The sequence below is a fragment of the Flavobacterium tistrianum genome (assembly GCF_003254545.1).
GTDB classification, from domain to species: domain Bacteria; phylum Bacteroidota; class Bacteroidia; order Flavobacteriales; family Flavobacteriaceae; genus Flavobacterium; species Flavobacterium tistrianum.
The window spans coordinates 1-21,920 of record NZ_QJRH01000056.1; the positions used below are offsets into that span (position 1 = coordinate 1).

At 34.4% G+C, this 21,920-nt stretch carries 18 protein-coding genes; 9 read left to right on the plus strand and 9 right to left on the minus strand.

Annotated elements, in window-relative coordinates:
* The first annotated feature begins 265 nt into the window (after positions 1–265).
* On the plus strand, positions 266–1,234 hold the full coding sequence (locus DMB71_RS01595; protein ID WP_111363088.1) for a hypothetical protein: 969 nt from the start codon (positions 266–268) through the stop codon (positions 1,232–1,234).
* 125 nt (positions 1,235–1,359) lie between these two features.
* Here the strand turns inward: DMB71_RS01595 and DMB71_RS01600 are convergent, their stop codons facing one another.
* From DMB71_RS01600 to DMB71_RS01640, 9 genes are all read right to left on the minus strand, one after another.
* Positions 1,360–2,259 (minus strand): ROK family protein, encoded by a 900-nt coding sequence (locus DMB71_RS01600; protein WP_111363089.1) that lies wholly within the window; start codon positions 2,257–2,259, stop codon positions 1,360–1,362.
* Between the two features lie 48 nt (positions 2,260–2,307).
* The gene (locus DMB71_RS01605) at positions 2,308–3,771 is read right to left on the minus strand and encodes a glycoside hydrolase family 125 protein (RefSeq protein WP_111363091.1); all 1,464 of its coding nucleotides are present in this window, start codon (positions 3,769–3,771) and stop codon (positions 2,308–2,310) included.
* 5 nt (positions 3,772–3,776) lie between these two features.
* On the minus strand, positions 3,777–6,062 hold the full coding sequence (locus DMB71_RS01610; RefSeq protein ID WP_111363093.1) for a GH92 family glycosyl hydrolase: 2,286 nt from the start codon (positions 6,060–6,062) through the stop codon (positions 3,777–3,779).
* Between the two features lie 201 nt (positions 6,063–6,263).
* Positions 6,264–8,525 (minus strand): GH92 family glycosyl hydrolase, encoded by a 2,262-nt coding sequence (locus DMB71_RS01615; protein ID WP_111363094.1) that lies wholly within the window; start codon positions 8,523–8,525, stop codon positions 6,264–6,266.
* A 99-nt stretch (positions 8,526–8,624) separates the two neighbouring features.
* Complete coding sequence (locus DMB71_RS01620) at positions 8,625–10,571, minus strand: beta-mannosidase (protein ID WP_239452902.1); 1,947 nt, start codon at positions 10,569–10,571, stop codon at positions 8,625–8,627.
* 479 nt (positions 10,572–11,050) lie between these two features.
* Positions 11,051–12,565, minus strand: a complete 1,515-nt coding sequence (locus tag DMB71_RS01625) for a SusD/RagB family nutrient-binding outer membrane lipoprotein (protein WP_111363098.1) — start codon at positions 12,563–12,565, stop codon at positions 11,051–11,053.
* 12 nt (positions 12,566–12,577) lie between these two features.
* The gene (locus DMB71_RS01630; protein WP_111363100.1) at positions 12,578–15,670 is read right to left on the minus strand and encodes a SusC/RagA family TonB-linked outer membrane protein; all 3,093 of its coding nucleotides are present in this window, start codon (positions 15,668–15,670) and stop codon (positions 12,578–12,580) included.
* Positions 15,671–15,868: 198 nt separating this feature from the next.
* Entirely contained in the window at positions 15,869–16,879 is a 1,011-nt protein-coding gene (locus DMB71_RS01635) for a LacI family DNA-binding transcriptional regulator (protein ID WP_111363101.1), read from the minus strand.
* 337 nt (positions 16,880–17,216) lie between these two features.
* On the minus strand, positions 17,217–17,900 hold the full coding sequence (locus tag DMB71_RS01640) for a S24 family peptidase (protein WP_239452903.1): 684 nt from the start codon (positions 17,898–17,900) through the stop codon (positions 17,217–17,219).
* A 305-nt stretch (positions 17,901–18,205) separates the two neighbouring features.
* Here DMB71_RS01640 and DMB71_RS21925 point away from each other — a divergent pair, with 305 nt between their 5' ends.
* From DMB71_RS21925 to DMB71_RS01675, 8 genes are all read left to right on the plus strand, one after another.
* On the plus strand, positions 18,206–18,343 hold the full coding sequence (locus DMB71_RS21925) for a hypothetical protein (RefSeq protein WP_162614756.1): 138 nt from the start codon (positions 18,206–18,208) through the stop codon (positions 18,341–18,343).
* Positions 18,336–18,611 carry a hypothetical protein gene (locus DMB71_RS01645; RefSeq protein ID WP_111363103.1) on the plus strand — a complete coding sequence of 92 codons (276 nt, stop codon included), beginning with the start codon at positions 18,336–18,338 and terminating at the stop codon, positions 18,609–18,611. The genes DMB71_RS21925 and DMB71_RS01645 overlap by 8 nt, the downstream gene beginning before the upstream one ends.
* A gap of 12 nt (positions 18,612–18,623) precedes the next feature.
* Positions 18,624–19,340, plus strand: coding sequence for a DUF3164 family protein (locus DMB71_RS01650; protein ID WP_111363104.1), 717 nt, complete (start codon positions 18,624–18,626; stop codon positions 19,338–19,340).
* Positions 19,341–19,462: 122 nt separating this feature from the next.
* Positions 19,463–19,663 (plus strand): hypothetical protein, encoded by a 201-nt coding sequence (locus tag DMB71_RS01655; RefSeq protein WP_111363106.1) that lies wholly within the window; start codon positions 19,463–19,465, stop codon positions 19,661–19,663.
* Positions 19,664–20,075: 412 nt separating this feature from the next.
* A complete protein-coding gene (locus tag DMB71_RS01660) occupies positions 20,076–20,321 on the plus strand; it encodes a hypothetical protein (RefSeq protein WP_111363107.1) in 246 nt (81 codons plus the stop codon).
* 321 nt (positions 20,322–20,642) lie between these two features.
* Positions 20,643–20,930, plus strand: a complete 288-nt coding sequence (locus DMB71_RS01665) for a methyl-accepting chemotaxis protein (RefSeq protein WP_111363109.1) — start codon at positions 20,643–20,645, stop codon at positions 20,928–20,930.
* Positions 20,927–21,379, plus strand: coding sequence for a CHAP domain-containing protein (locus tag DMB71_RS01670; protein ID WP_111363111.1), 453 nt, complete (start codon positions 20,927–20,929; stop codon positions 21,377–21,379). The genes DMB71_RS01665 and DMB71_RS01670 overlap by 4 nt, the downstream gene beginning before the upstream one ends.
* A gap of 28 nt (positions 21,380–21,407) precedes the next feature.
* Complete coding sequence (locus DMB71_RS01675; protein ID WP_111363112.1) at positions 21,408–21,908, plus strand: hypothetical protein; 501 nt, start codon at positions 21,408–21,410, stop codon at positions 21,906–21,908.
* The last annotated feature ends 12 nt before the right edge of the window (positions 21,909–21,920 follow it).

The window sequence follows — 21,920 nt, forward strand, 5'->3', positions numbered from 1 at the left end:
ATTAAAACCCTTAACTTTGTTAAGGGTTTTTCTTTTTACAGACTTCTCAAAAACACATATTTTACCAAATAATAGTTACCCGATAGTTCATCTTTCTATTTTTTCCAAGAATTGAGGAAAATTAACCAGAAAAAATGTAAGTTTATTTATACTTTTAACTTTTTAATGGATAATTATTATTTTTATGTAAATTCCTATATTTTTTACTAAACAATAACTTTTTATTTATACTTTTGGGAAATAACTTAATAAAATTTCCAAATACATGAAAAAATTACTATTAATTGCGTTAGCGCTAAACTTTGTGGCTTGTTCGACTGATGACAGCTCGGAAATCTCAAACTCTACAATCGCAACAGTAAAAGGAGAAACTTTTAATCCTAACCCTACTCCGCAAGATTATCTGAATGCAAAACACCCAGACTTTATGGCTTCAATAGAGTCATTAAAAGAGTCTCCTTTATCAAGCAGTACCGCAAAAACTGCAGCTTTTGTTAGTACGTACATTCCTGATCCAATTTTAAGAACAGCGCTATTTAATTTAGGAGCTGCACAAGATGCTAATCCATCAGATCAGTATATGGAAGTAGATACTACAAGAGGAGGTTTATACCTTTCAGGTTTAGGCATTAATGATTTAACTGGAATAAATGGATTTACAGGTTTAAAGCAGTTAATAGTTTCAGGAAACAATTTAACAACTTTAAATGTTTCGGGATTAGCAAATTTACAATGGCTTGAATGTCAGCAGAACCAATTGACAACTTTAAATTTAGCTGCGAATACTAATTTACAGCAAGTTTGGTGTCAGCTTAATCAATTAACTAGCTTAGTTCTTCCTAATTCGCCTTCTTTGTTTGGTGTATGGTGTTATAGCAATCAGCTTGCAACTTTGAATCTAAACAATAACATTGGTATTACACAATTGTTTATTCAAGGAAATCAACTTACTTCATTCAATTTTGCACCTTATGTGAATATCGAGCAAATGAATGTATCATCTAATAAGTGGGTAACATTAAATTTCAACTCTAATCCGAAAATAAAATCAATCTGGGCATTTTCTATTACTACTCTTACTGATTTAAGCATAAAGAATGGCGCAAATACTTTAGTTAATATCCAAGATTTTACAGGAAATACAAAAAGACCTCCTATTCATGTTGATGCATCGTTTTTGCCAAATGCAAATACTGCATGGCCAAATAGAGGAGCCTCTACTTACGTTTTATAATTAGGAGTCTCTTATACAAAAGAAAACCCTGCTCAAATGAACAGGGTTTTTAATGACTCTAGGCAAAGAACTGAAATACCACTAAAATAAAAACGGATGAGCATAATTCTCATCCGTTTTTACTTTTAATCACAAAGAAAACTGACCGCTCCTAATAAGGCAGCAATTTCATTATCATTTGAAATGGAAACCTCAACTTTTAAATCAGATTCTTGAATTGTTTTATTGAATGAGGACAAAAACAAATCGCTCGCATTCGCTATTTTTCCACCGATAATAATATGATCTGTTGTAAAGTTTTTTATCCACGGAATAACAACTTCTGCTAAGTACTCTCCCATTCTTTCAAATACATGAATTGCTAACTGATCTCCGTTTTTTGCTAAATTATAAAGTTCTAAGCCAGTGCTAAGATCTCTACCATTTAGAGATTTGTAATGTGATAAAAGGCCTCTAGCAGAAACATAATCTTCAGCTATTCCATCTTTATAAGGCAGATTGTAAATTTCTCCATCAGCTGGAACAGAATTTCCTGAACTGATTGAAGTTCCTTTATCAATAAAGCAAGCTCCTAAACCTGTTCCTAATGTTACGGCCATTACTTTTTTAGAAAGGTTTTCTTGCTGTTTAAAAACCTCTCCTTTTCCAAAACAAACAGCGTCATTTTCAAAAAGAACCGGAAAATCTAATGGAAAACCGAGAGTTTCTAAAAGCAATTCTCTAATGTTCAATCCGTAAAAATGTTCGTATTTAGACTGATCTTTAATCCAGCAGATGCCGTTTTTATAATCAAATGGTCCAGGCATGCAAATCGCTATTCCTGTAATATCTTTAATCTTAGAATTTTCAATTGAAGTGCAGATCACTTTTTTCCAAATATTCATAACCTGATCTGCTGGTAAATTCGAATCGAAAGATTCTTTACAGAGCGAAAAGTCAAGAACTTTCATTTCTGTTTTATTAATAACCGCAGCTGTAATATGTGTTCCTCCTATATCTAGCCCAATGGCGTGTGATGTATTCATTTTTAAGTCATTGCGAGGAACGAGGCAATCTCATCCTCAAGATTAGTACTAGATATTTTTATCTTTTAAAATTTGCGGATAATGCATACTGGTGTGTACGATCATTTCACCAAATAGTGTATTTGCCCAAGCAAACCATTTGCGGGTAAATTTATTCACATCGTCTTTATGGAACGATTCGTGCATAAATCCTGTATCGGCATTGGTTTTAATTAAATTGCTTATACAGGCTTTTATTTCTTTTTCGTCTACACTTGTAATGGCTCTCAAAACAATACTCATAGGCCAAATAGTATCAACTCCCGTATGCGGACCTCCGATACCTTCTCCCGCTTTTCCTTTATAGAAAAATGGATTATTCTCTGACAGCACTACTTTTCTGGTGTTAAGATATAGCGGATCGTTTGGAGCAATCGCGCCTAAATATGGCAATGATAACAGAGACGGTACATTGGCATCGTCCATCATGTGAAAACTTCCGTATCCGTTTACTTCAAAAGCTATAATTTTTCCGAATTTAGGATGATTGATAATTCCGTGATCTTCTAATCCCTTTTGAACCTCATCTCTTAATTTTGTGGCTTTAGCAACCAAATCATTATCTTTTAAAGCTGGAAGAGAAAAAATCTCGATCAGATAGCCTAATATTTCAATAGCGAACATATTACTCGGAATCAGATAACCGAATAAAGTAGAATCATCGCTTGGTCGGAAAGTCGAAACGATTAATCCGCAAGGCTTTACTGGATAGCCATAACCGCCTAAAGGAACACCATCTGTCGCCCAAGCCGTCTGACGTTGAAAACTATAAGGGCCGCCCTTGCCATCCATTCGCTGCTGTTCTTTAAAAGTCTGCAGGATTAAAAGCATGGCTTCTTTCCATTTGGCATCAAATAAACTGATATCTCCTGTTTCTTTCCAATATCCGTGCGCTAATCGAACGGGATAACACAAACTGTCAATTTCCCATTTTCTTTCATGAATTCCGGGCTGCATTTTGGTAAGGTCGTGTTTCCATTCACTTTCCTTTGTAAAATCTTTATAAAAAGCATTTGCATACGGGTCTAGCAGAATACATTTCGCTTGACGATTAATAACACCTTTTACCAATTCTGCCAGTTTTGGATCTTCTTTTACAAACGGAATATACGGCCAAATCTGTGCTGTACTGTCTCTAAGCCACATGGCATCAATGTCTCCTGTAATTACATACGTATCTGGTTTTCCGTCAATAATTTCAAAATCTACTGTTGTATCTAGTGTATTTGGAAAACAATTTTCGAATATCCATGCCAATTCTGGATTGGCAATTTGTTTTTTAATGCGTACAATAGCCGCTTCAATTGCTTTACTAGTAAATTTTCTTTCCGCAAAAGGAGGTCTTTTAGAAACAAAATCTTTTAGCGGAAACGGAAAAGCATCTGATTTAAATCCGAAAGCTTCCGTTTGAAGTGCCAATAATCCTGCCGAAAAAATACCTGCGTTTTTTATAAATTTTCTACGTGACTGCATATATTTTATTTTGAAGTTGAATAAGAATATGGGTATGCTTCTTTTGTTGTGCCTCTTTTAAAATTTGGAGAACTTGTCATATCGAAATTTAGTTCACCTCCTTTTAATACATCAAAATGGTTGATGTAATTTTTAGAATGAGAAGCATTATCCCATTTCAATTCGTTTACATATTTGTTTGTTTCTGAATTATTCGGTGCATCGATAATAAGCTGTTTTCCGTTTTCTAACTGTAAAGTTGTTTTCTTAAACAAAGGCGCTCCCAAAACATATTCGTCTGTCGCTGGACAAACTGGATAAAATCCCATTGCTGAAAAAATATACCATGCAGAAGTTTGTCCGTTATCTTCGTCTCCGCAATAACCATCTGGAGTTGGTTTGTACAAACGGTTCATCACTTCTCTTGACCAATATTGCGTTTTCCAAGGCTCACCTGCATAATTATACAAATAAATCATGTGTTGAATCGGCTGATTTCCATGAGCATATTGTCCCATATTCATAATCTGCATTTCACGGATTTCATGAATAACGGTTCCATAATAACTGTCATCAAAAACCGGAGGCATTGTGAATACGGCATCTAATTTTGCTGTGAAATTCTTTTCTCCGCCCATTAAATCAATTAAACCTTGAATGTCGTGAAAAACGCTCCAGCTGTAATGCCAGCTATTTCCTTCAGTAAAAGCATCTCCCCATTTAAACGGATTAAAATTGGCTGGAAAACTGCCGTCTTTATTTCGTCCGCTCATCAATCGTATTTCTGGATTGTAAAGCTTTTTGTAATTCAGCATTCGTTTTTCATATAGACTGATTTCTTTTTTCGGACGATTTAATGCTTTTGCCAATTTCCAAATCGCAAAATCATCGTAAGCATATTCTAGTGTTCGCGCTGCATTTTCGTTGATTTTCACATCATACGGAACATATCCTAAAGTATTATAATACTGAACTCCTTTTCTTCCAACAGCATCCATCGGACCTTCGTTGTTCGCACCATGCAATAAAGCTTCGTATAAAATATTGATGTCATATCCGCGTAATCCCTTTGCATAGGCATCTGAAACTACAGAAGCCGAATTATTTCCGACCATTACATTTCTAAAACCTGGACTTGACCATTCTGGTAGAAATCCGCCTTCTTTATAATCATTTATCAATCCTTCCTGCATTTCTTTATTAATAGACGGATAAACCAAATTTAGCAAAGGATATAAGGCTCGGAAAGTATCCCAAAATCCTGTTCCTGCGTACATATATCCCGGAAGAATCTTCCCATTGTACGGACTATAGTGCACAACTTTTCCATCTTTATCAATTTCATATTGTTTTTGAGGAAAACAAACTGTACGGTATAAACAGGAATAAAAGGTCTTTAGCTGATCTGTATTAGTGTCTTCAACGGCAATTTTTCCTAAAACTTTATTCCATTCTGCTTTAGATTGTGAAACGGTTTCTTCAAAAGTTGATGTGCCTAATTCGGTTTTCAGATTTAATTCAGCTTGCTCCTGACTTATAAAAGAAGATGCTACTCTAACATTTACTTTTTCTCCTTTTTTGGTTTTAAATCCAACAACAGCTCCTACATGATTTCCATTTGCTTCTAATTTATCAGCCGTCAGAACTTTATCAATCCAAGTTGAATTTACTGCGAATGGTTTATCAAAAATTAGCACAAAATAGTTCTTGAAATTTTCAGGAACTCCGCCACTGTTGCGCGTTGTATAACCTATTATTTTATTTTCTGAAGGAATTATTTTGATGTAAGAACCTTTATCGAATGCGTCGATTACGATAGAAGATTTATCATTTTCAGGAAATGTAATCTGAAAATGAGCTGCCCTTTCTGTTGTTGTAATTTCGGTTGTCACATCATGATCAGCAAGATAAACGCTGTAATAATAGGGTTTTGAAACCTCAGCTTTATGGCTGAACCAGCTTGCTCTTTCATCTTCGGCGAAAGCCAATTTACCTGTAACCGGCATAATCGAAAACTGTCCGTAATCGTTCATCCAAGGCGATGGTTGATGTGTTTGTTTAAATCCTTTAATTTTTTCTGCGGTGTAAGTGTACGCCCATCCGTCTCCCATTTTACCTGTTTGCGGCGTCCAGAAATTCATTCCCCATGGTCTGCAGATTGCGGGATACGTATTTCCGTCTGAAAGATTATGCAAAGATTGCGTTCCCATTAATGGGTTTACATATTCTACAGGATCTAAGGCTTTTACCTGTGCATTTAGAAAAAGACAGGACTGTACTATTCCTAAAAAAATTAAACTTTTTATTTTCATACTCTATGTTGCTATCCTAACAGGTTTTTAAAACCTGTTAGGTATTTATTTTTTTTTATAAAATTCGAATCTCTAACTGTCTAAACTTTGTCAAAGTTTAAAACTTTGACAAAGTGACCATAAATCTTAAACTTTAAATTATACCTAACAGGTTTTAAAAACCTGTTAGGAAATCTAAAATCAGAACTCTTAAATCTTAAATTATTGAGGTCTATCTTCTTTTTTCACTCCAAACGTCGCTGATGGCTTACTTCCCATATACAATTTTAGTTCTCCGCCTTTTACAATCATTTCTTGTGTGATGTATGATTTTGCATAGGGTTTTCCGTTATATTCTGCTTTTTGAATATAAATATTTGAAGCACTGTTATTAATGGCATTTATAGTAAATGAAATTCCTTTTTTATAATGAATCACAGCATTGTTTACCAATGGACTTCCTAAAACATAAATTCCGTTTGCTGGATTAACCGAATAGAATCCCATAGAAGATAAAACGTACCAAGCCGACATTTGTCCTAAATCTTCATTACCGCACAATCCGTCAGGTTTTGTTGAATAGAATTTCTCGTCGATTTCTCGAATTAATTTTGCTGTTTTCCAAGGCTGTCCAACATACGCATACAAATATGGAATATGATGATTTGGCTCATTTCCATGAGCGTACTGGCCTATTAAACCGCTGATGTCTGGCGAAACATCTTCTCCTTCTACTTTGTCAGTCAGTAAGAACAGCGAATCCAGTTTTGCGATAAATTTATCTTCGCTTCCAAATAAATCGATCAAACCGTACGGATCTTGCGGAACCAGCCAAGTGTATTGCCAAGCATTTCCTTCAACATAATCGTCTTTACGATGCGCTGAAGAAAGCGGATTAAATGGCGTTCTCCAATTTCCATTTGTCAATTTACCGCGCATAAAAGTGGTTTCTTTATCAAAATACTGTTTGTATAAATTGGCTCTTTTGGTAAAGTAATTATAATCTTCTGTTTTGTTTAAAGCTTTTGCCATTAAAGCGATACAGTAATCATCGATTGCATATTCTAAAGCATTTCCAACAGATTCTAATAATTTATCAGCTGGGATATATTCTAGTTTCTGAACATAATCCATTCCGTCGCGGGTTTGCATTGCCGTTTTTTTTATCGCTTCGTATGCTAAATTGGTATCATAATCTCGATATCCTTTTAAATATGCATCGACAATAACGGCAATAGAATGATTCCCATTCATTGTATTGGTTTCGTTACCCATTAAATGCCAAACTGGTAATCTGCCTTGTTGTTCGTAAATAGCTAAAAACGATTTTACAATATCATTGATTTTTTCTGGCTGCGTAATGGTGTATAATGGATGCAGTCCGCGGTAGGTATCCCAAAGTGAAAAAGTCGTGTAATTGGTAAAATTGGCTTTTTCGTAAACCTTTTTATCTGTTCCTAAATAATCTCCGTTAGCATCATTAAAAATGGAAGGTGCAAACATCGTGTGATACAATGAAGTATAGAAAACCTTCATTGTTTTGTCGTCTGCTTTTATTTGAACTTTATTTAGTTCCTTGTTCCATTTTGAATTTGCTAATTTCACAACTGCATTAAAATCCCAATTCGGAATTTCTGCTTTTATATTGGCGGATGCATTTTCTGTGCTAACTGGCGAAATTCCGACTTTTACTAGAATTTGTTTATTTTTTAAAGTTTTAAAATCTAAAACAGCTTTTATTTTTAAGCCTTCTCCTTCTGTTCCTTTAACTACGGTTGTACTGTCATAAACCATCATATTTGCGATTGGTTCAGAGAATTCCATTGCAAAATAAATGCGCTGATCTGCTGCCCAGCCTGCAGAATAGCGATAACCTTCAATTTTGTTTTCGCTTACTTTTTTAATGAAAGTTTTTACCGGTCTGTCCCAACCGATTCCGTCTGCAAGATCAATCAAAATGTGTGAATCATTGGTGTTTTCAAAAGTATATTTATGAAAACCAACTCTTTCGCTGGCCGTTAATTCAGCTTTGATTTTATATTTATCCAATAAAACGCTGTAATATCCAGGTTTTACAACTTCATTTTTATGAGAGAAATAGGAACCGTAACCGTTTACCATATCTTCTTTTGTTCCTTTGGTCAAACCTACTTTTCCGCTGACAGGAAGTACAAGAATATCATTCAAATCTCCAATTCCTGTTCCGCTCAAATGAGTGTGCGTAAATCCTAAAATAGTATTGCTGGCATAATTGTAACCGCTACACCAGTCCCAGCCTTCAAAAATATTTACCGGTCCCAACTGTACGGCCCCAAAAGGAACATTCGCGCCCACAAATACGTGGCCGTGTCCCGCCGAACCAATAAGCGGATCTACATATTGCATGTAATTTACATCTATTTGTTTTCCCTTTTTTTGCTGTGAAATTGCTGGATTGGCAAAAAGTAAACCTAAAGCCAAAAAACCGCTAAATGCTATTCTCATATATTTTAATTTTTTATTCTGTGTGTTAGACGCACTAAAGTGCGTCTCTACGAAAAACCTTTGTCCCTTTGCAACTTAGAACCTCAGCACCTTAGAACCTTAGTGCCTTTCCAAAACCTCATACAAGGAATAAATCTTAATCTCTGGCTTCGCTATTTTCCCTTCAAACGAAATTGTTTTTTCTTCTCCCGCTTTTAGATCAAAATAATTATCACTCCATTTTCCGCTATAGCCTTTCATCGAAATGCAAACATATTTTGCCGTTTTCTGAGCTTTTACAATTACTTGATTACCTTTTATTTCCCAACTGATTTTTGGGTCTTCTAATGGCAAATCTTTCGGATGCGTAAAATCAATTTCTGGTTTTATGTCGTCTCTGTATGCTTCTTTTATGGCATACCAAGCAGCTTTTGGCTGTCGATTATTGTAATCTGTAATGCTCCAACTAGCTACGGGCCAACAGTCATTTAACTGCCAAACTAAAGTCCCCATATTATAAGGCGCTTTAGCACGATGTGTGCCGACAATATTTTTTATGGAATAATAATGCAGACACTGGCTCAAATAGGCATAATCTTCCAAATTCATCTTTTTTATTTTAGATTCATCGATAAAATATTTGGCGAGATAGTAATCTAATTTTTCAAAACCTTTGCCTGCTTTTAAATGTACTTTTAGTATATCTGAATATAATTGTCGATCTTCTGGCGAAGTGAAACTTTCAATTGAATTATAATTTGGTAAAGACAGCATTCCGTATTCGCTCACAAAACGTCCTGTCTTTTTCTGAACGGCTTCAATATCTTCTAATCCCCACCAAATTCCCCAATAATGGCTATCTCCTTCGGTTACGCTTTTTGCTTTTGACCAATGGTATAATGGTGAAGAGCTCAGATACGGACGTTTGCCATCGACTTCTTTTACCCATTTTGGAATACTATCGTGAAATAAACGCGTGTAATCTTTCCACAAACGGATTGAATCTTGTTTTGAAATTTTGAAACTTTTCATCCAGCCCCAATTTTTAAAAGCTTCGTCAGATTCATTATTTCCACACCATAAAACAATGCTTGAATGATGACGCAATCTCTTTACCTGATACTGGACTTCTTTTTTAACATTATCAAAAAAAGCATCGTCTCCCGGAACCATTGTACCAGCGAACATAAAATCCTGCCAGACATTTATACCGTATTTATCGCATAAATCGTAGAAATAATCGTCTTCATAAATGCCTCCGCCCCAAACGCGAAGCATATTCATATTGGCTTCTTTGGCAGATAAAACTATTTTCTCGTATTCTTTTTTGGTTACTCTCGAAAGAAAAGCATCTGATGGAATATAATTTGCACCTTTCATGTAAACCGGTTTTCCGTCAATTTTAAAATAAAAAGAGCGCCCAAGACTGTCTTTATCTTGTATTAATTCAATTTTTCGATTTAAAACATAAGGTTTCTCAGGTTCTTTTTCATCATAAGCTTCAAATCTTGGCGTTTTCCAAATTCCGCAAGTGGTGAATTTTGGTCCCCAATCCCATCCAAAATGGTATTGCGCTTTACGTACATAAGCGCGAGGATTGTCTGGAATTACAAATGGATAATCTTTTTTTGCCAATGAATCGACTACATTTTGTGCTGATTGAAATACGATTCGCAAATCGTTATTTCCTGATTTCAAAACTTTTTTAACGTCAACTCGCCATTGACGGAACATATTATCGGCTTTTAAAACCAGCTTATTGTTTACATAAACTGATGCATAAGTATCTAATCCGTCAAAAACCAATTCTGTATTTTTCTTTTTCAGCATATTAGCCGAAACCTGAAAAGCAGTTTTATATTCCCAGTTTTTGCGTTCAATCCATTGCAGTTTTTTCTCGTTATCTCTGTAAAATGGATCTGGTATTAATTTGCTATTTAACAAATCGGTATGAATTTCTCCTGGTACAGTAGCCGAATACCATTTTTGTGTTTTTTCTTCACGATAGGTCCAATTATTTTTTAAATCAACACTTTGTGCAAAAGCTGTTGACGTAAAAGTTGCCACAAGTAGACATATTAGCCAATGAAGTTTTTTTTGATAATTCATTTTACGGAGTACTATATTAATACCTTCTAAAATTACTAAAAAAGGTAAGTAATTGGGCAGTTTTAGAGAAGGAAAGAACTGACCGCACCATTCCTTCTCTTGAGAATTTATTCTTTGTCAGTAACTCTAAAATACAACTAGAAATATCTTCTTTACCACTGCCTTATACTTTATTTGATTTTGGTATGGATTGTTTTTAAACTCAAATAATTGAAATAAACTTTAAGTATAGTATTTTTGAAATTTTTAAAATACAGAAAATAAAATCCATCTTTTTCAGCAGAACCAAAATTTGTTTTATGCGAAAAAAAGGGTATTTGAATCTGTAAAATAACTTTTCAAATATTTGCTTTTCAGACCATCAATTAACTGATTTTAAAAATAAGCCGGGTATGCTCAGTACCCGACTTATCTTAACTAACCAACCAATTTAAAAATTATTTATCCCACCAGATTCTTGTGGTCATTAAATCTAAACCTTGACGTTGAATTGCTGCTTTATAATTAGCCTCATTTGTGATAAGTTCTGACTGATCATAAATTAATCTTCTCGGAATTGTTCCTTGTGTTTCTCCAGTTGGATCATTAACAGGAACTAAAACTGGATAACCTGTTCTTCTGTATTCTGAGAATGCTTCAAAACCGTTGAATAACAATACAATCCATTTTTGAGTGATAATCTGTTCGATTTTTTGCGCTTCTGTTCCTGCAGATTTAAATGGATACGTTGTAATATAAGTGTTGTATTCTGCTGGGGTAACCGCAGGCACTTTATCTCCAAAAATCGTTAAAATATTCATAGCCGCTCTTACTCCATTTTCATAATACGTTTGAGCCGATCCGCCAACGTTCCATCCTTTTACTGCAGCTTCTGCCAATAAAAACTGAACCTCAGCATAAGACATAATTAATGTTGGTGCATCTAAACGCAATACTGTAGATGTATTTGGGTCTGAGAACTTTTTTTTGTCTCCTCCAGGAAATTCTTTTGCATCATTTGCCAAACCTTGCTGACTTGCTGGGTTGTTGTCTCCTGTAGCTTCAAGTTTTGCATAAATTCTTAAACGAGGATCGTTTGTGTTTTTCAACATATCGATAAACGTTTTACTGAATTTAATGTTAGATTCTCCTCCATTCAAATCGTTTCTAACCCATGAAGACGTAATCGGATTGGTTTTAACTCCTGCAGGACCTGCATCATGTTTTAAAACCAAACTGTCATCATTTGAAGTAAAAACTCCTTTTGCATATGCTTTTTCTACAAATTCTTTTGCTTTTGCAGGATTTACTTTAGACAAACGCATTGCTACTCTTAGCATTAAAGAGTTTGCCAATTTCTTCCATCTTGTAACATCACTTTGGTAATACAAATCGGCGTTTCCAACAAATGGTTTTCCTGCATCAAGTGCAGTTCCAGCTTCGTCCAATTCTTTTAGAAGATCATTGTAGATGGCTTCTTGCGTATCATATTTTGGAGAAAACACGTTTCCGTTGTATCCTTTTCCAGCTTCAAAATAAGGAACTTCACCATAAGTATCCGTTAATTTTTGGAACAAGAAAACTTTCATGATTCTACAAGCTTGAATCATATTTGAATTCTCTGGTGTATTCTCTACTACAGATAATAACTGGAAAATCTGATTTAATCCTTTTCCGTATGTTTCACCAAAAAGTGCTGCTGAATATTCAGAAGAATACGTGTATTTTGAACCTGGACCTCCAAGTGAAGAAAACTGCTGCACGATTTGCGCTGCGTATAAGTTGTTTCCTCTTGTATTAGAAAAATCTTGCCCGTCTACATAAATCTCAGCAAGCGTAAACATTGATTTTACAGCTGGATCTGTTAAAGCATTTGGATTCTTATTCATTTCTTCGAATCCTTTATCGCATGAAGCTAATGTCAAAGCACCAACAATTGCGACACAAAATATTTTGATATATCTATTTTTCATCTTTTTTAAGAATTAGAATTTGACATTAAGCGAAAAACCATAGTTTCTTGTCAATGGCATAGAAGCTCTCTCCATACCTTGAGCATTACTGTTTGAGTAATTTGACTCAGGATCGATGTTTGGAACTTTGTCATAAATAGTCCATAAATTATGAGCAGAAAATGCTAAACTAACAGACTGGAATGGTGTTTTTTGCAAGTATGCTTTTGGGAAATTATAAGCAAATGAGATTGCTCTAAGCTTAACAAAATCAGCGTCGTAGACAAAGTTTGAGGTTACATCACTGTAACTTCTCCAGTAATTGTAAGCCGAAACGTTTGTATTAACTGGATTTCCGTTAACGTCTGTCCCGCTTACTTGAACACCGCCTTCACGACCTGGAAGTGTAATTTCAGATAATCCGTAACGTGTTCCTAACTGATTTGTAGCCGAATAAATTTCTCCTCCAAATTTAGCATCAACAAAAACAGAAAGTGTAAAGTTTTTATAAGAGAAATCATTTGAAAGTCCCATTGATGTTGGCGCAACACCTTGTCCTGCAATGATTAAATTTCCTCTTAAAAATTTTCCGTCCGTACCAAGCACTATATTTCCATTAGCATCTCTTAAATAATCATAAGCTTTGATCACTCCAAAAGGCTGTCCTTTTTCTAAAACTACATTAGCTCTTCCATCTCTATTTCCTTCTAATGTTTTCGTCGTAATTTTATCAGAAAGATTCAACACTTCACTATGGTTATAAGCAAAATTGTAACCTACGTTCCAAGAAAAACTTGGTGTTTTAACTGCTTTCACATTAACCGCAAACTCCACCCCTTTGTTTAGGATTTCTCCAACGTTGATTTTTGTAGTTCTATATCCTGAAGCTTGAGAAACGTCAGCATCTGTAATATCATTTGTAGTTTTTTTGCTGTAGAAAGTCAAATCTGTACTTACTCTGTTATTGAAGAATGTATTTTCGAAACCAAACTCAATTGTACTTACATTATAAGGCTTCAAAGTTCTGTTTGGAATTGTTTCTCCATTTACACCCAAAATTGGCTGCCCTAACGAATCTGTCTGTCCGTCTGGAGTAGTGTAAGTCAATGCTAAAGCATAAGCTTCTGGCAATGCTCCTCCAACGTTACCCCAACCTACTCTAACCTTACCATATGACATCCACTCAGGAAGACCGATAACTTCAGAATAAATGAAACTTGAACTTACAGAAGGATAGAAAGTACTGTTGTTTGCAGGATCTAATGTTGAGAACCAGTCTTCACGACCTGTTAAACTCAAGAATAAAAAATCTTTGTATCCAATATCTGCAGAATAGAAAAGAGAATTTACTTCGCTTTCTGAGAATAATTTTTCAGTTTTATCAGGTTGTGTATTTCCGTAGAAATATTTGAACGGAACAATAAAGTTGTTTCCTTTCATTTTGATTCCGCTGTATCTGTTATGCTGACGGTTTGCTCCAATAAAAGCGTCCAATGAAAAATCTTTAGCAATATCTCCTTTGTAGCCTAAGAAACCAGAAGCATTTACTTCAGAACGAGTTTCGATTCTGTTTTCGATAGATCCGCCTGGGTTATAATTTATTCCAGTAGGCTCAATTTCAGTATATTCATAATTAACATCATCAATACCAATAACAGCTTTAGCATAAATTTTGTCTGTAATGTTATAGTTTACTTTTGCCGAACCGATAAAACGCTTTCTAAGGTCATCATTTAAAGGAGATTTTGTCGCAAAATAAGGATTTGTGTGATATACGTTTGCTCCCAAAAAGTCTTCTTCTCCTCCGTTAGCATCATAAGGATTGCTTAACCATCTGATATCTGAACCTGTAGTCATGAAAGTAGTCGGGAAAGACGGGTTTCTTGGCGAGTCATTTAAGTATGGACGGTTATGGCTTTTCTCTGAAATGTACTGAGCGTTACTCTCAATGCTAATTCTTTTATTTGGAGCCGAGTTTAAGCTCAAAGCCACGTTGTTTCTTCCGAAAGTAGTTTCTGGCATAATAGATTCGTCTTTAGTATTTCCGAAAGACAATCTGAAATTTGTTGATTCATTTCCTCCAGAAATTGCTAAAGTATTGCTGAAAGAATATCCAGTTCTGTAGAAATTCTCAACATTATTTTTTCCGTAAGGCTGATAAGGTCTTGTCTTACCATCAAGAGATAAAGATGGTGTTCCGTCGTATTTATCTCCCCAAGAAAAATAATATGAATCTCTAAGTTCCTGTAAATTGGTAAATCTGGTTGGCACACCGCTAGCATTTGGAGCTCCGGCACCATATTGATCCTGCCATTTTAAAAGGCTTGCAGGCGTATTAAAAGAAGAATTTGTATTGAAATCTACTCCAATTCCTGTTCCGTTTTTACCTTTTTTAGTTGTAATTAAGATAACACCATTTGATCCTCTGTACCCATAAAGAGCAGAAGCAGCACTACCTTTAAGAACTGACATAGAGGCGATATCGTCTGGGTTAAAAGACGACATACCGTCTCCTTTATCAGCACCACCCCACATTCCGGCATTTCCCTGTTGCGTATTGTCAATCGGAATTCCGTCAACAACATACAACGGCTGATTTAATCCTGATGCAGAAGTTGCTCCACGAATTACCACACGGCTAGAACCTGAAGGCCCTGTAACTGGCGCCGAAACGTTTACCCCAGCAATTTTGCCTTGAAGAGCGTTTCCTAAGTTAATTTCTTTATTTTTTGTCAGATCCTCGCCTTTTAGTTCTCCAACTGCGTAACCTAAACTTTTCTTTTGTTTTTTAACTCCAAATGAAGTTACAACAACATCTTTTAATTCCTGCGTAGTTTCAACTAACGTAACTGCAACTCTTGTATCTTTTTCTTGAACTGCCACTGATTGTGACTGAAACCCTATAGAAGATACTTTAAGGGTAACTTTACCTTCAGGAACATTCATTCTAAATCGACCTTCAGCGTCTGTAATAGAACTAAATGGTTTTCCCTGAACTTCGATTGATGCACCGACAATTCCCTTGTTTTCTGCATCTGTAATTATTCCGGTTATTAATCGATTTTGCGCGGCAGCACTCAAACTGCTAAGCAATATCACTCCTAACACTGCTAATATTCGTCTCATAAGCGTTTTTTTGGTTATTGGTTTTGATTTTGTTTTGTTGATTTGATCTGTTGTTTGTTTTTAAATAATTAATAAAAAATTGTACTCTGTTTGCAATATCTCGGTAAGTAGCTTTTTGAATTACTACTGTATTTTTATTCTTACTAAATCGTTTTAGTGAAATGGCTAAAAAAAAGCCTCAACTTTTTAATTCAATTTTTAAACAGATTCCCTGATAATTAAAGTTCCTCTCTTGAGAACTTTTTCAATTTTGAAATCTTCAAAGTTTGTCATCTGACTCATTAACAGCTGTATCGATTTGACAGCAATTTCTTCAATGGGCTGCGCAATGACTGAGATTGTAGGCGTATGCAATTTGAAGCTGTCATGATCATCAAAGCTTATAACAGAAACGTCTTCAGGAATTTTATATTTCAGGGCCCTGAAAGCTTGAAGTCCTGCAAGTCCAAGATAGTTGGCCGAAAAAAGAACCGCATCTATTTCTTTATTTTTTTTGAAAAAGTTTATAATAGCATCGATTCTATTTTGTTCACTTATATGATAATCTAAATGAAGTGTATAATTTTCGTTATAGATTCCTTCTTCTTTTAATGCATCTACATATCCTTTTTCTCTTAACTTCATCTGAACCATTCCAGACTCATTATTCACAACGGCAATATTCTTTTTTCCTTTGCCAATTAAAAATTTAGTAGCCGAGTAAGATCCTTCATAATTGTCCATTAGAACGTGACTTACTTTTTGATTGGCGAAATATCTATCGATTAAAACCACTGGCTTTTGAAGTTTTAAAAGCTGACCAATTGTTTTCTCTAAATTTCGAGTTGGTGTAATTATAAAACCTTCAACATTTGCCTGCAAAAGACTTTGCACCAATTCTTCTGAACGATTATTATCATCGCCTGTACTGCAATAAAAAACTCTGTAATCTATATTTTTTGCTTCGTCTTCTATAACTCTAGCCAAATCTGCAAAAAACTGATTGGAAATATCTTCTACAATAAGTCCGATTGATCTTGTTTTTCCTGTTCGCAAACTGCTTGCAATCATACTCGGCTTATATTGCAGTTTTTGTGCTACATCTTGAACCTTTTTGATTACCGTTGGACTAATAGCCATTTTTTCGCCTTTTCCATTGATTACAAAAGACACAGTAGAAATAGAAACTTCTGCTTGTTTAGCAATATCTCTAATTGTAATCTTTTTCATCTAGCAAAAAATTTATTGTTGAATATTTAAGTACATCGCAAATATATGCAACTGAAGCTTACAAAAACGTTTTAGTAAAATTTTTTTTCAATAAATCTCTTTTTTAATGCCAAAATAAAATGAAAAATTCAGTAAATACTATATTTTACCTAGTTATTGTCATTCTGACTTTTAATGTAAATTTTATGGTTTTTATGCGCTTTTAGCTGAATTTTGATGGAGTTTTTAAAGATTTTTAATCTCGCTTACAGAGAAAACAATTCAAAAAAAAACCAAAAAAAGCCTCTAAATATCAAATTTAAAGACCCTTTTTTTTTATTTTAAAAACTAAAACAGTTTACATCATTGTATTAATCCTGATACTGGCTTTTATAAGTGCCAATGCTGATATTTTTGAAATATGGATATCTTTTGACTGATGATGCGAATTCTGGCTTACCAATTTTACATATTCCGAACCTTGATCAGATTTCTGGACATATTTTACCGTAATATATTCCTCCCAATCATTCAATTTTACGCTCAAAAGATACATTTCTCCAAAAAAGATATTCTCGAATTCAGTTTCTTTGTACAAAACAATATCTCCTGATTTCAATAATGGATACATACTATCTCCTGTAACCGAAATTGCTCCATCACATTTTGGCAGATTTGGAATTTTTATGGTATCCAAAACTCTTTGCGGTTCACCACTATTAAAAAGCTCTCTTAATCCAGCAACAGCTTCTAAATCATACAGTGGAATCTCTTGATTTACATGAATTGTATCGGCCGTTTTTCTATCATTTTTCATGATCATGACACTCGTATTGTCCTCTTTAATCATAGGTCCATTTCCTGTTAAAAGCCATTCAGAATTTATTTCTGGATAGTAGTGTAAAATTTTACATGCCTTATCTGTTCCCATATTACTGCTATTATCTAAAAACTTATTAGAAAAGCCTAAATCATTACAGAACTTATATTTACTTATCCCTTTATAATCAAGGTATTCGCGCATTCTTTCAGTTGACCCCATAAAAAGACGTATTTTTTTACGTTAAAAATTTGTTTTAATGTATTATTTTACATTATATTTGCAAAGTAAAGAAAAATAAATTTTAAAAACAACAGAAATTTTAACAATTTTAAGAATCAAGCTTTTGAACAACAAATCACAATACAACAACAAATCATTGAATAACAAAAAGTTACACACTTATTAAGTAGTAAAAAAAGCAAAAAACTAGTCACTACGACTAATAGGAATAAAACTACGATTAAAATGTAATATTAATCATTAAAATAAAAAAACTAGTAATCCCTACTTAAAAACTATAAAATATGGAAGCAAATCAAATCAAGGAAAAAATTCGGGAACTGGAAAATTGGCTAATCGAAAATCCCAACAGTTCCGAGAGGAATTTAATAGAATCTGACATTAATAAATTAAAAAATCAATTAAAGAAAAATCATGAATAAAACACAAATCGAAGAACGTATTGCATTATTATATCTGACACTTCAGTATTGTTCAGAAAGAACCAAAACTTTTACAGCTGGCGAGAGAATCTGCATCAATCAGGAACGCTTTCAACTCATGCACATTTTGGAAGACGAAACTGCTTCTCCACGTCCTGTTTCGCCAAATATTGAAAATAAAATAAAAGAGGTTTCGAAACTTGCTTTATACCACAATTTCAAACCTTATTACGCAGATCCATTTAAAGAAGAAATATTAATTTACTAAAAGCCAATTATTATGAACACTACAACTGCAAATCATTTTAAACCTGTTATGGATTTAACTCAATTTTCTGCTCAACAATTAAAAGAAGCGCTTCAACGAGTTGAAAACAAGAAAAACGAAGAAAGAGATGCTTATAAAAAACTTGTTGCGGAGACAATTCCAAAAGCACTTTCGAGATTACAGGAAACTTCTGAAATGATGCAAAATGCCAAAACTGAAACTTTCAGGCTGTTTGAAACTATTCTGGATTTAAAAAATCAAGTTTATGGTTTTAAAGAGAAACAAATGTCACACACTTTTTCTAATGACAAAGAAGAAATCACGATAGGATACCGCATTAATGAAGGTTGGGACGACACAGTAACTATTGGAATCGAAAAAGTACAGAATTATATTTCGTCTCTTTCTACTAGTAAAGAAACTGCTTCGTTAGTCAAAATTGTTTTCAATCTCTTAAAAAAAGATGCCAAAGGAAATCTAAAAGGTTCTAGAGTTTTAGAACTTCAAAAACTGACAAAGGAGTTTAATAATGAAGAATTTACAGATGGTGTAGAGATTATTGCTTCGGCTTTTAAACCTGTCCGTTCGAGCTGGTTTATTGAAGCTTGCCGAATTGACGAAAATGGTGTAAGAACCAATATTCCGTTATCCATGTCTTCTGTAGATTTTTTACAAGGATATGCTTTTGATTTCTTTAACCAGCAAAACGAACAAAATCATGCAGCTTAATCTCGACGTTTATCTTTCGCTATTATTAACTATTTTGTTAATTCTGACCAATTTAAAGCCTATTCTTTTATTTAGAGAATGGTTTTATTTCAAATTAAAAACAACTTTTAAACAATATTTAAATGAGCGTAAAAATAAAGCCAATTACAGATCATGAAAGCTACAAAGTAAACGAACATACCATCTTTAAAGACGGTCTCGGAAACTGGAACTGCAACAATGACTTATCTCACAAAGAGCGTCTGGCTTTTAATCAGTACGAAAGTACTGTAATCAAAAATCCGAGATTCAAAAAACACACAACAGCCACTTACAAAGGCTAAAACGACCTCCAAACTGCAACCGAAAAAGCAGCTAAATAAAAATGGTTCCTGTTTCTTCTTCTATATGAAGAGAATCAGGAACCGATAAACGGGCGATTTCTGCCCTTATAATAAACAGCCAAAACTCATTCTTTCTATTGGAATCCAGACCTAAAAGGTTTTGGAAACAGGATTGTCATGCGGGGTTTGCTGACCTAAATTGTTAAATAAAACCTTTAACAAATACAACCTCAGAACGAGGTACAATATAAAAATGGCATCGGGAAGTAAAACCATTCATTAAAAAATGATCAAATGGTTTGGCTGTCTTAAATATCATGTCATTGTAAAAATCCAACTTATTAGTAACTCTTTTAAAACTTCGTTCTTCTTAAAACTTTTCTTTTTTCTATCATTCAAAATATTATCTCTCATGCCTATATCTTCAAACAGAAGTCTCGGAATTCAAAAAAATAAATTAATGCGTTACAAACTCATTAAAGAACTATATCAAAAACACAAAACGGAAGATATTCCGACCACTGTTGTGTGGCGTAAATACGTATATCCGGTTTACCCGATTTCGAGAACTACTTTGTATGAAATTCTATGTACACCTATCACTTCTGAACTAAAAAAAATCGAAGAACTTATGAGCAATCAGGAAAGGTCTTTTTAATACATATAAAAGAAAAAATCATTCTTTTTTTATCTTCAAAAACATCCTTTTTGTGATGCAAAGATGTAACATTTACATCATCTAAACCGACTTCTGTTCGCTTTCCTTACAACTCTGTAAAGCCCTAGAATACAAATGTTCGCAGACCTTGCATTCATTTTTTTTAGGGCTTTTTTCACCCAATCTTTGCAATCGAAAAAGGAAATAAATGAACCCCGAAACTGGAAAAAAATCCAGATAAAATTCCTTTCTAAAACAACTCTCAAGTTGTCTTTCAAAAAACAATTTTTAAACCCAACATTTCAACTTTAAACACATTCAATGGAGCAGTTTTTATACCCCACTCTAACCGCATTTTTTGCCGCTTTTATTACTTGGTTTTTCTCTATGCGAAAATCATTGGCAGAAGACCGCGCGGCCGAACTCGACAATGCCGTAAGCGCTGTAAAATATTACCGTGATCTTCTAGACGACATTACCGCACGACTTACCGCTGCGACAGAAACCATAAAAAAAATGGAAATACAGCATAAAGAACTCATGCTAATCAACCAACAATTGGTTGACGAACTACAAAATTTTAAACAATTAAACGGAAAAAGCTCATGACACTAGCTCAAAAAACGATCGAAATCGCAACGGCACAGATTGGTGTCGAAGAAATACCAAGAAACAGCAATTCAGGCCCTGAAGTCGAAATTTATCTACGAAGTGTCGGACTTGGTAAAGGATACGCCTGGTGCATGGCTTTTATTTATTGGTGCACACAGAACGCCGCCGCCCAAATGAACGCTAAGAACCCTTTAAAGAAAACTGGGGGCGTTTTGGATCAATACAACTCAAGACCGCTTTTGGTAAAAAAGACACCTCAGCCTGGAGATGTTTTCATTCTAGACTTTAATAACGGCACAGGTCACGCTGGATTTGTCGAAAAGATTGCCGGAAATACGATTTATACCATCGAAGGAAACACCAATGATTCTGGCGGACGCGAAGGCTATAAAGTAGCCAGAAGAAAACGTGACATAAAAACAGTTAAAGGCTTTTTACGCCTCTAAAACCAAAACTTAAAAACCAATTTTAATTATGACAAAAAAACTAAAATATCTTGTTTTTTCACCTTTCATTATCCTGATCATGATTTCGTGCCGAAGTCCAAAACCAGTGCAAAATGAAAACAAGATTCAGACTATAACCATTACAGAAACTTTACACGATACCATCTTTAAAATCGCAAAAGACAGCAGCTCCTACAATGCATTATTAGAATGCCTTAATGGAAAAGTAATTCTTAAAAATGTTATTCAGGCCGAGCCAGGGCGTACATTAAAAAGCCCAAAGGTTCGACTTGATAACAATAAACTTCAAGTAGACTGCAACCTCAAAGAACAAGAACTCTATGCACATTGGAAATCGAAACAGGTTAAAGATGTTCAAGAAAAAACAATCACAATTACCCAATTTACCAACTATCTCACTTTTTGGCAAAAAGTACAAATATGGTTAGGAAGATTACTGCTTCTCATCCTCCTCTTTTTACTTGGAAGATTCATCTCCAAAATCTATAAATCTGAATGGTTTAAATAAAACTTTTATTAC

Excerpts from the sequence above, each read along its gene's own strand:
- DMB71_RS01595 (WP_111363088.1), top strand. The coding sequence starts at position 266 with ATGAAAAAATTACTATTAATTGCGTTAGCGCTAAACTTTGTGGCTTGT.
- DMB71_RS01600 (WP_111363089.1), bottom strand. The coding sequence starts at position 2,259 with ATGAATACATCACACGCCATTGGGCTAGATATAGGAGGAACACATATT.
- DMB71_RS01605 (WP_111363091.1), bottom strand. The coding sequence starts at position 3,771 with ATGCAGTCACGTAGAAAATTTATAAAAAACGCAGGTATTTTTTCGGCA.
- DMB71_RS01610 (WP_111363093.1), bottom strand. The coding sequence starts at position 6,062 with ATGAAAATAAAAAGTTTAATTTTTTTAGGAATAGTACAGTCCTGTCTT.
- DMB71_RS01615 (WP_111363094.1), bottom strand. The coding sequence starts at position 8,525 with ATGAGAATAGCATTTAGCGGTTTTTTGGCTTTAGGTTTACTTTTTGCC.
- DMB71_RS01625 (WP_111363098.1), bottom strand. The coding sequence starts at position 12,565 with ATGAAAAATAGATATATCAAAATATTTTGTGTCGCAATTGTTGGTGCT.
- DMB71_RS01630 (WP_111363100.1), bottom strand. The coding sequence starts at position 15,670 with ATGAGACGAATATTAGCAGTGTTAGGAGTGATATTGCTTAGCAGTTTG.
- DMB71_RS01635 (WP_111363101.1), bottom strand. The coding sequence starts at position 16,879 with ATGAAAAAGATTACAATTAGAGATATTGCTAAACAAGCAGAAGTTTCT.
- DMB71_RS01640 (WP_239452903.1), bottom strand. The coding sequence starts at position 17,900 with ATGGGGTCAACTGAAAGAATGCGCGAATACCTTGATTATAAAGGGATA.
- DMB71_RS21925 (WP_162614756.1), top strand. The coding sequence starts at position 18,206 with ATGGAAGCAAATCAAATCAAGGAAAAAATTCGGGAACTGGAAAATTGG.
- DMB71_RS01645 (WP_111363103.1), top strand. The coding sequence starts at position 18,336 with ATGAATAAAACACAAATCGAAGAACGTATTGCATTATTATATCTGACA.
- DMB71_RS01650 (WP_111363104.1), top strand. The coding sequence starts at position 18,624 with ATGAACACTACAACTGCAAATCATTTTAAACCTGTTATGGATTTAACT.
- DMB71_RS01655 (WP_111363106.1), top strand. The coding sequence starts at position 19,463 with ATGAGCGTAAAAATAAAGCCAATTACAGATCATGAAAGCTACAAAGTA.
- DMB71_RS01660 (WP_111363107.1), top strand. The coding sequence starts at position 20,076 with ATGCCTATATCTTCAAACAGAAGTCTCGGAATTCAAAAAAATAAATTA.
- DMB71_RS01665 (WP_111363109.1), top strand. The coding sequence starts at position 20,643 with ATGGAGCAGTTTTTATACCCCACTCTAACCGCATTTTTTGCCGCTTTT.
- DMB71_RS01670 (WP_111363111.1), top strand. The coding sequence starts at position 20,927 with ATGACACTAGCTCAAAAAACGATCGAAATCGCAACGGCACAGATTGGT.
- DMB71_RS01675 (WP_111363112.1), top strand. The coding sequence starts at position 21,408 with ATGACAAAAAAACTAAAATATCTTGTTTTTTCACCTTTCATTATCCTG.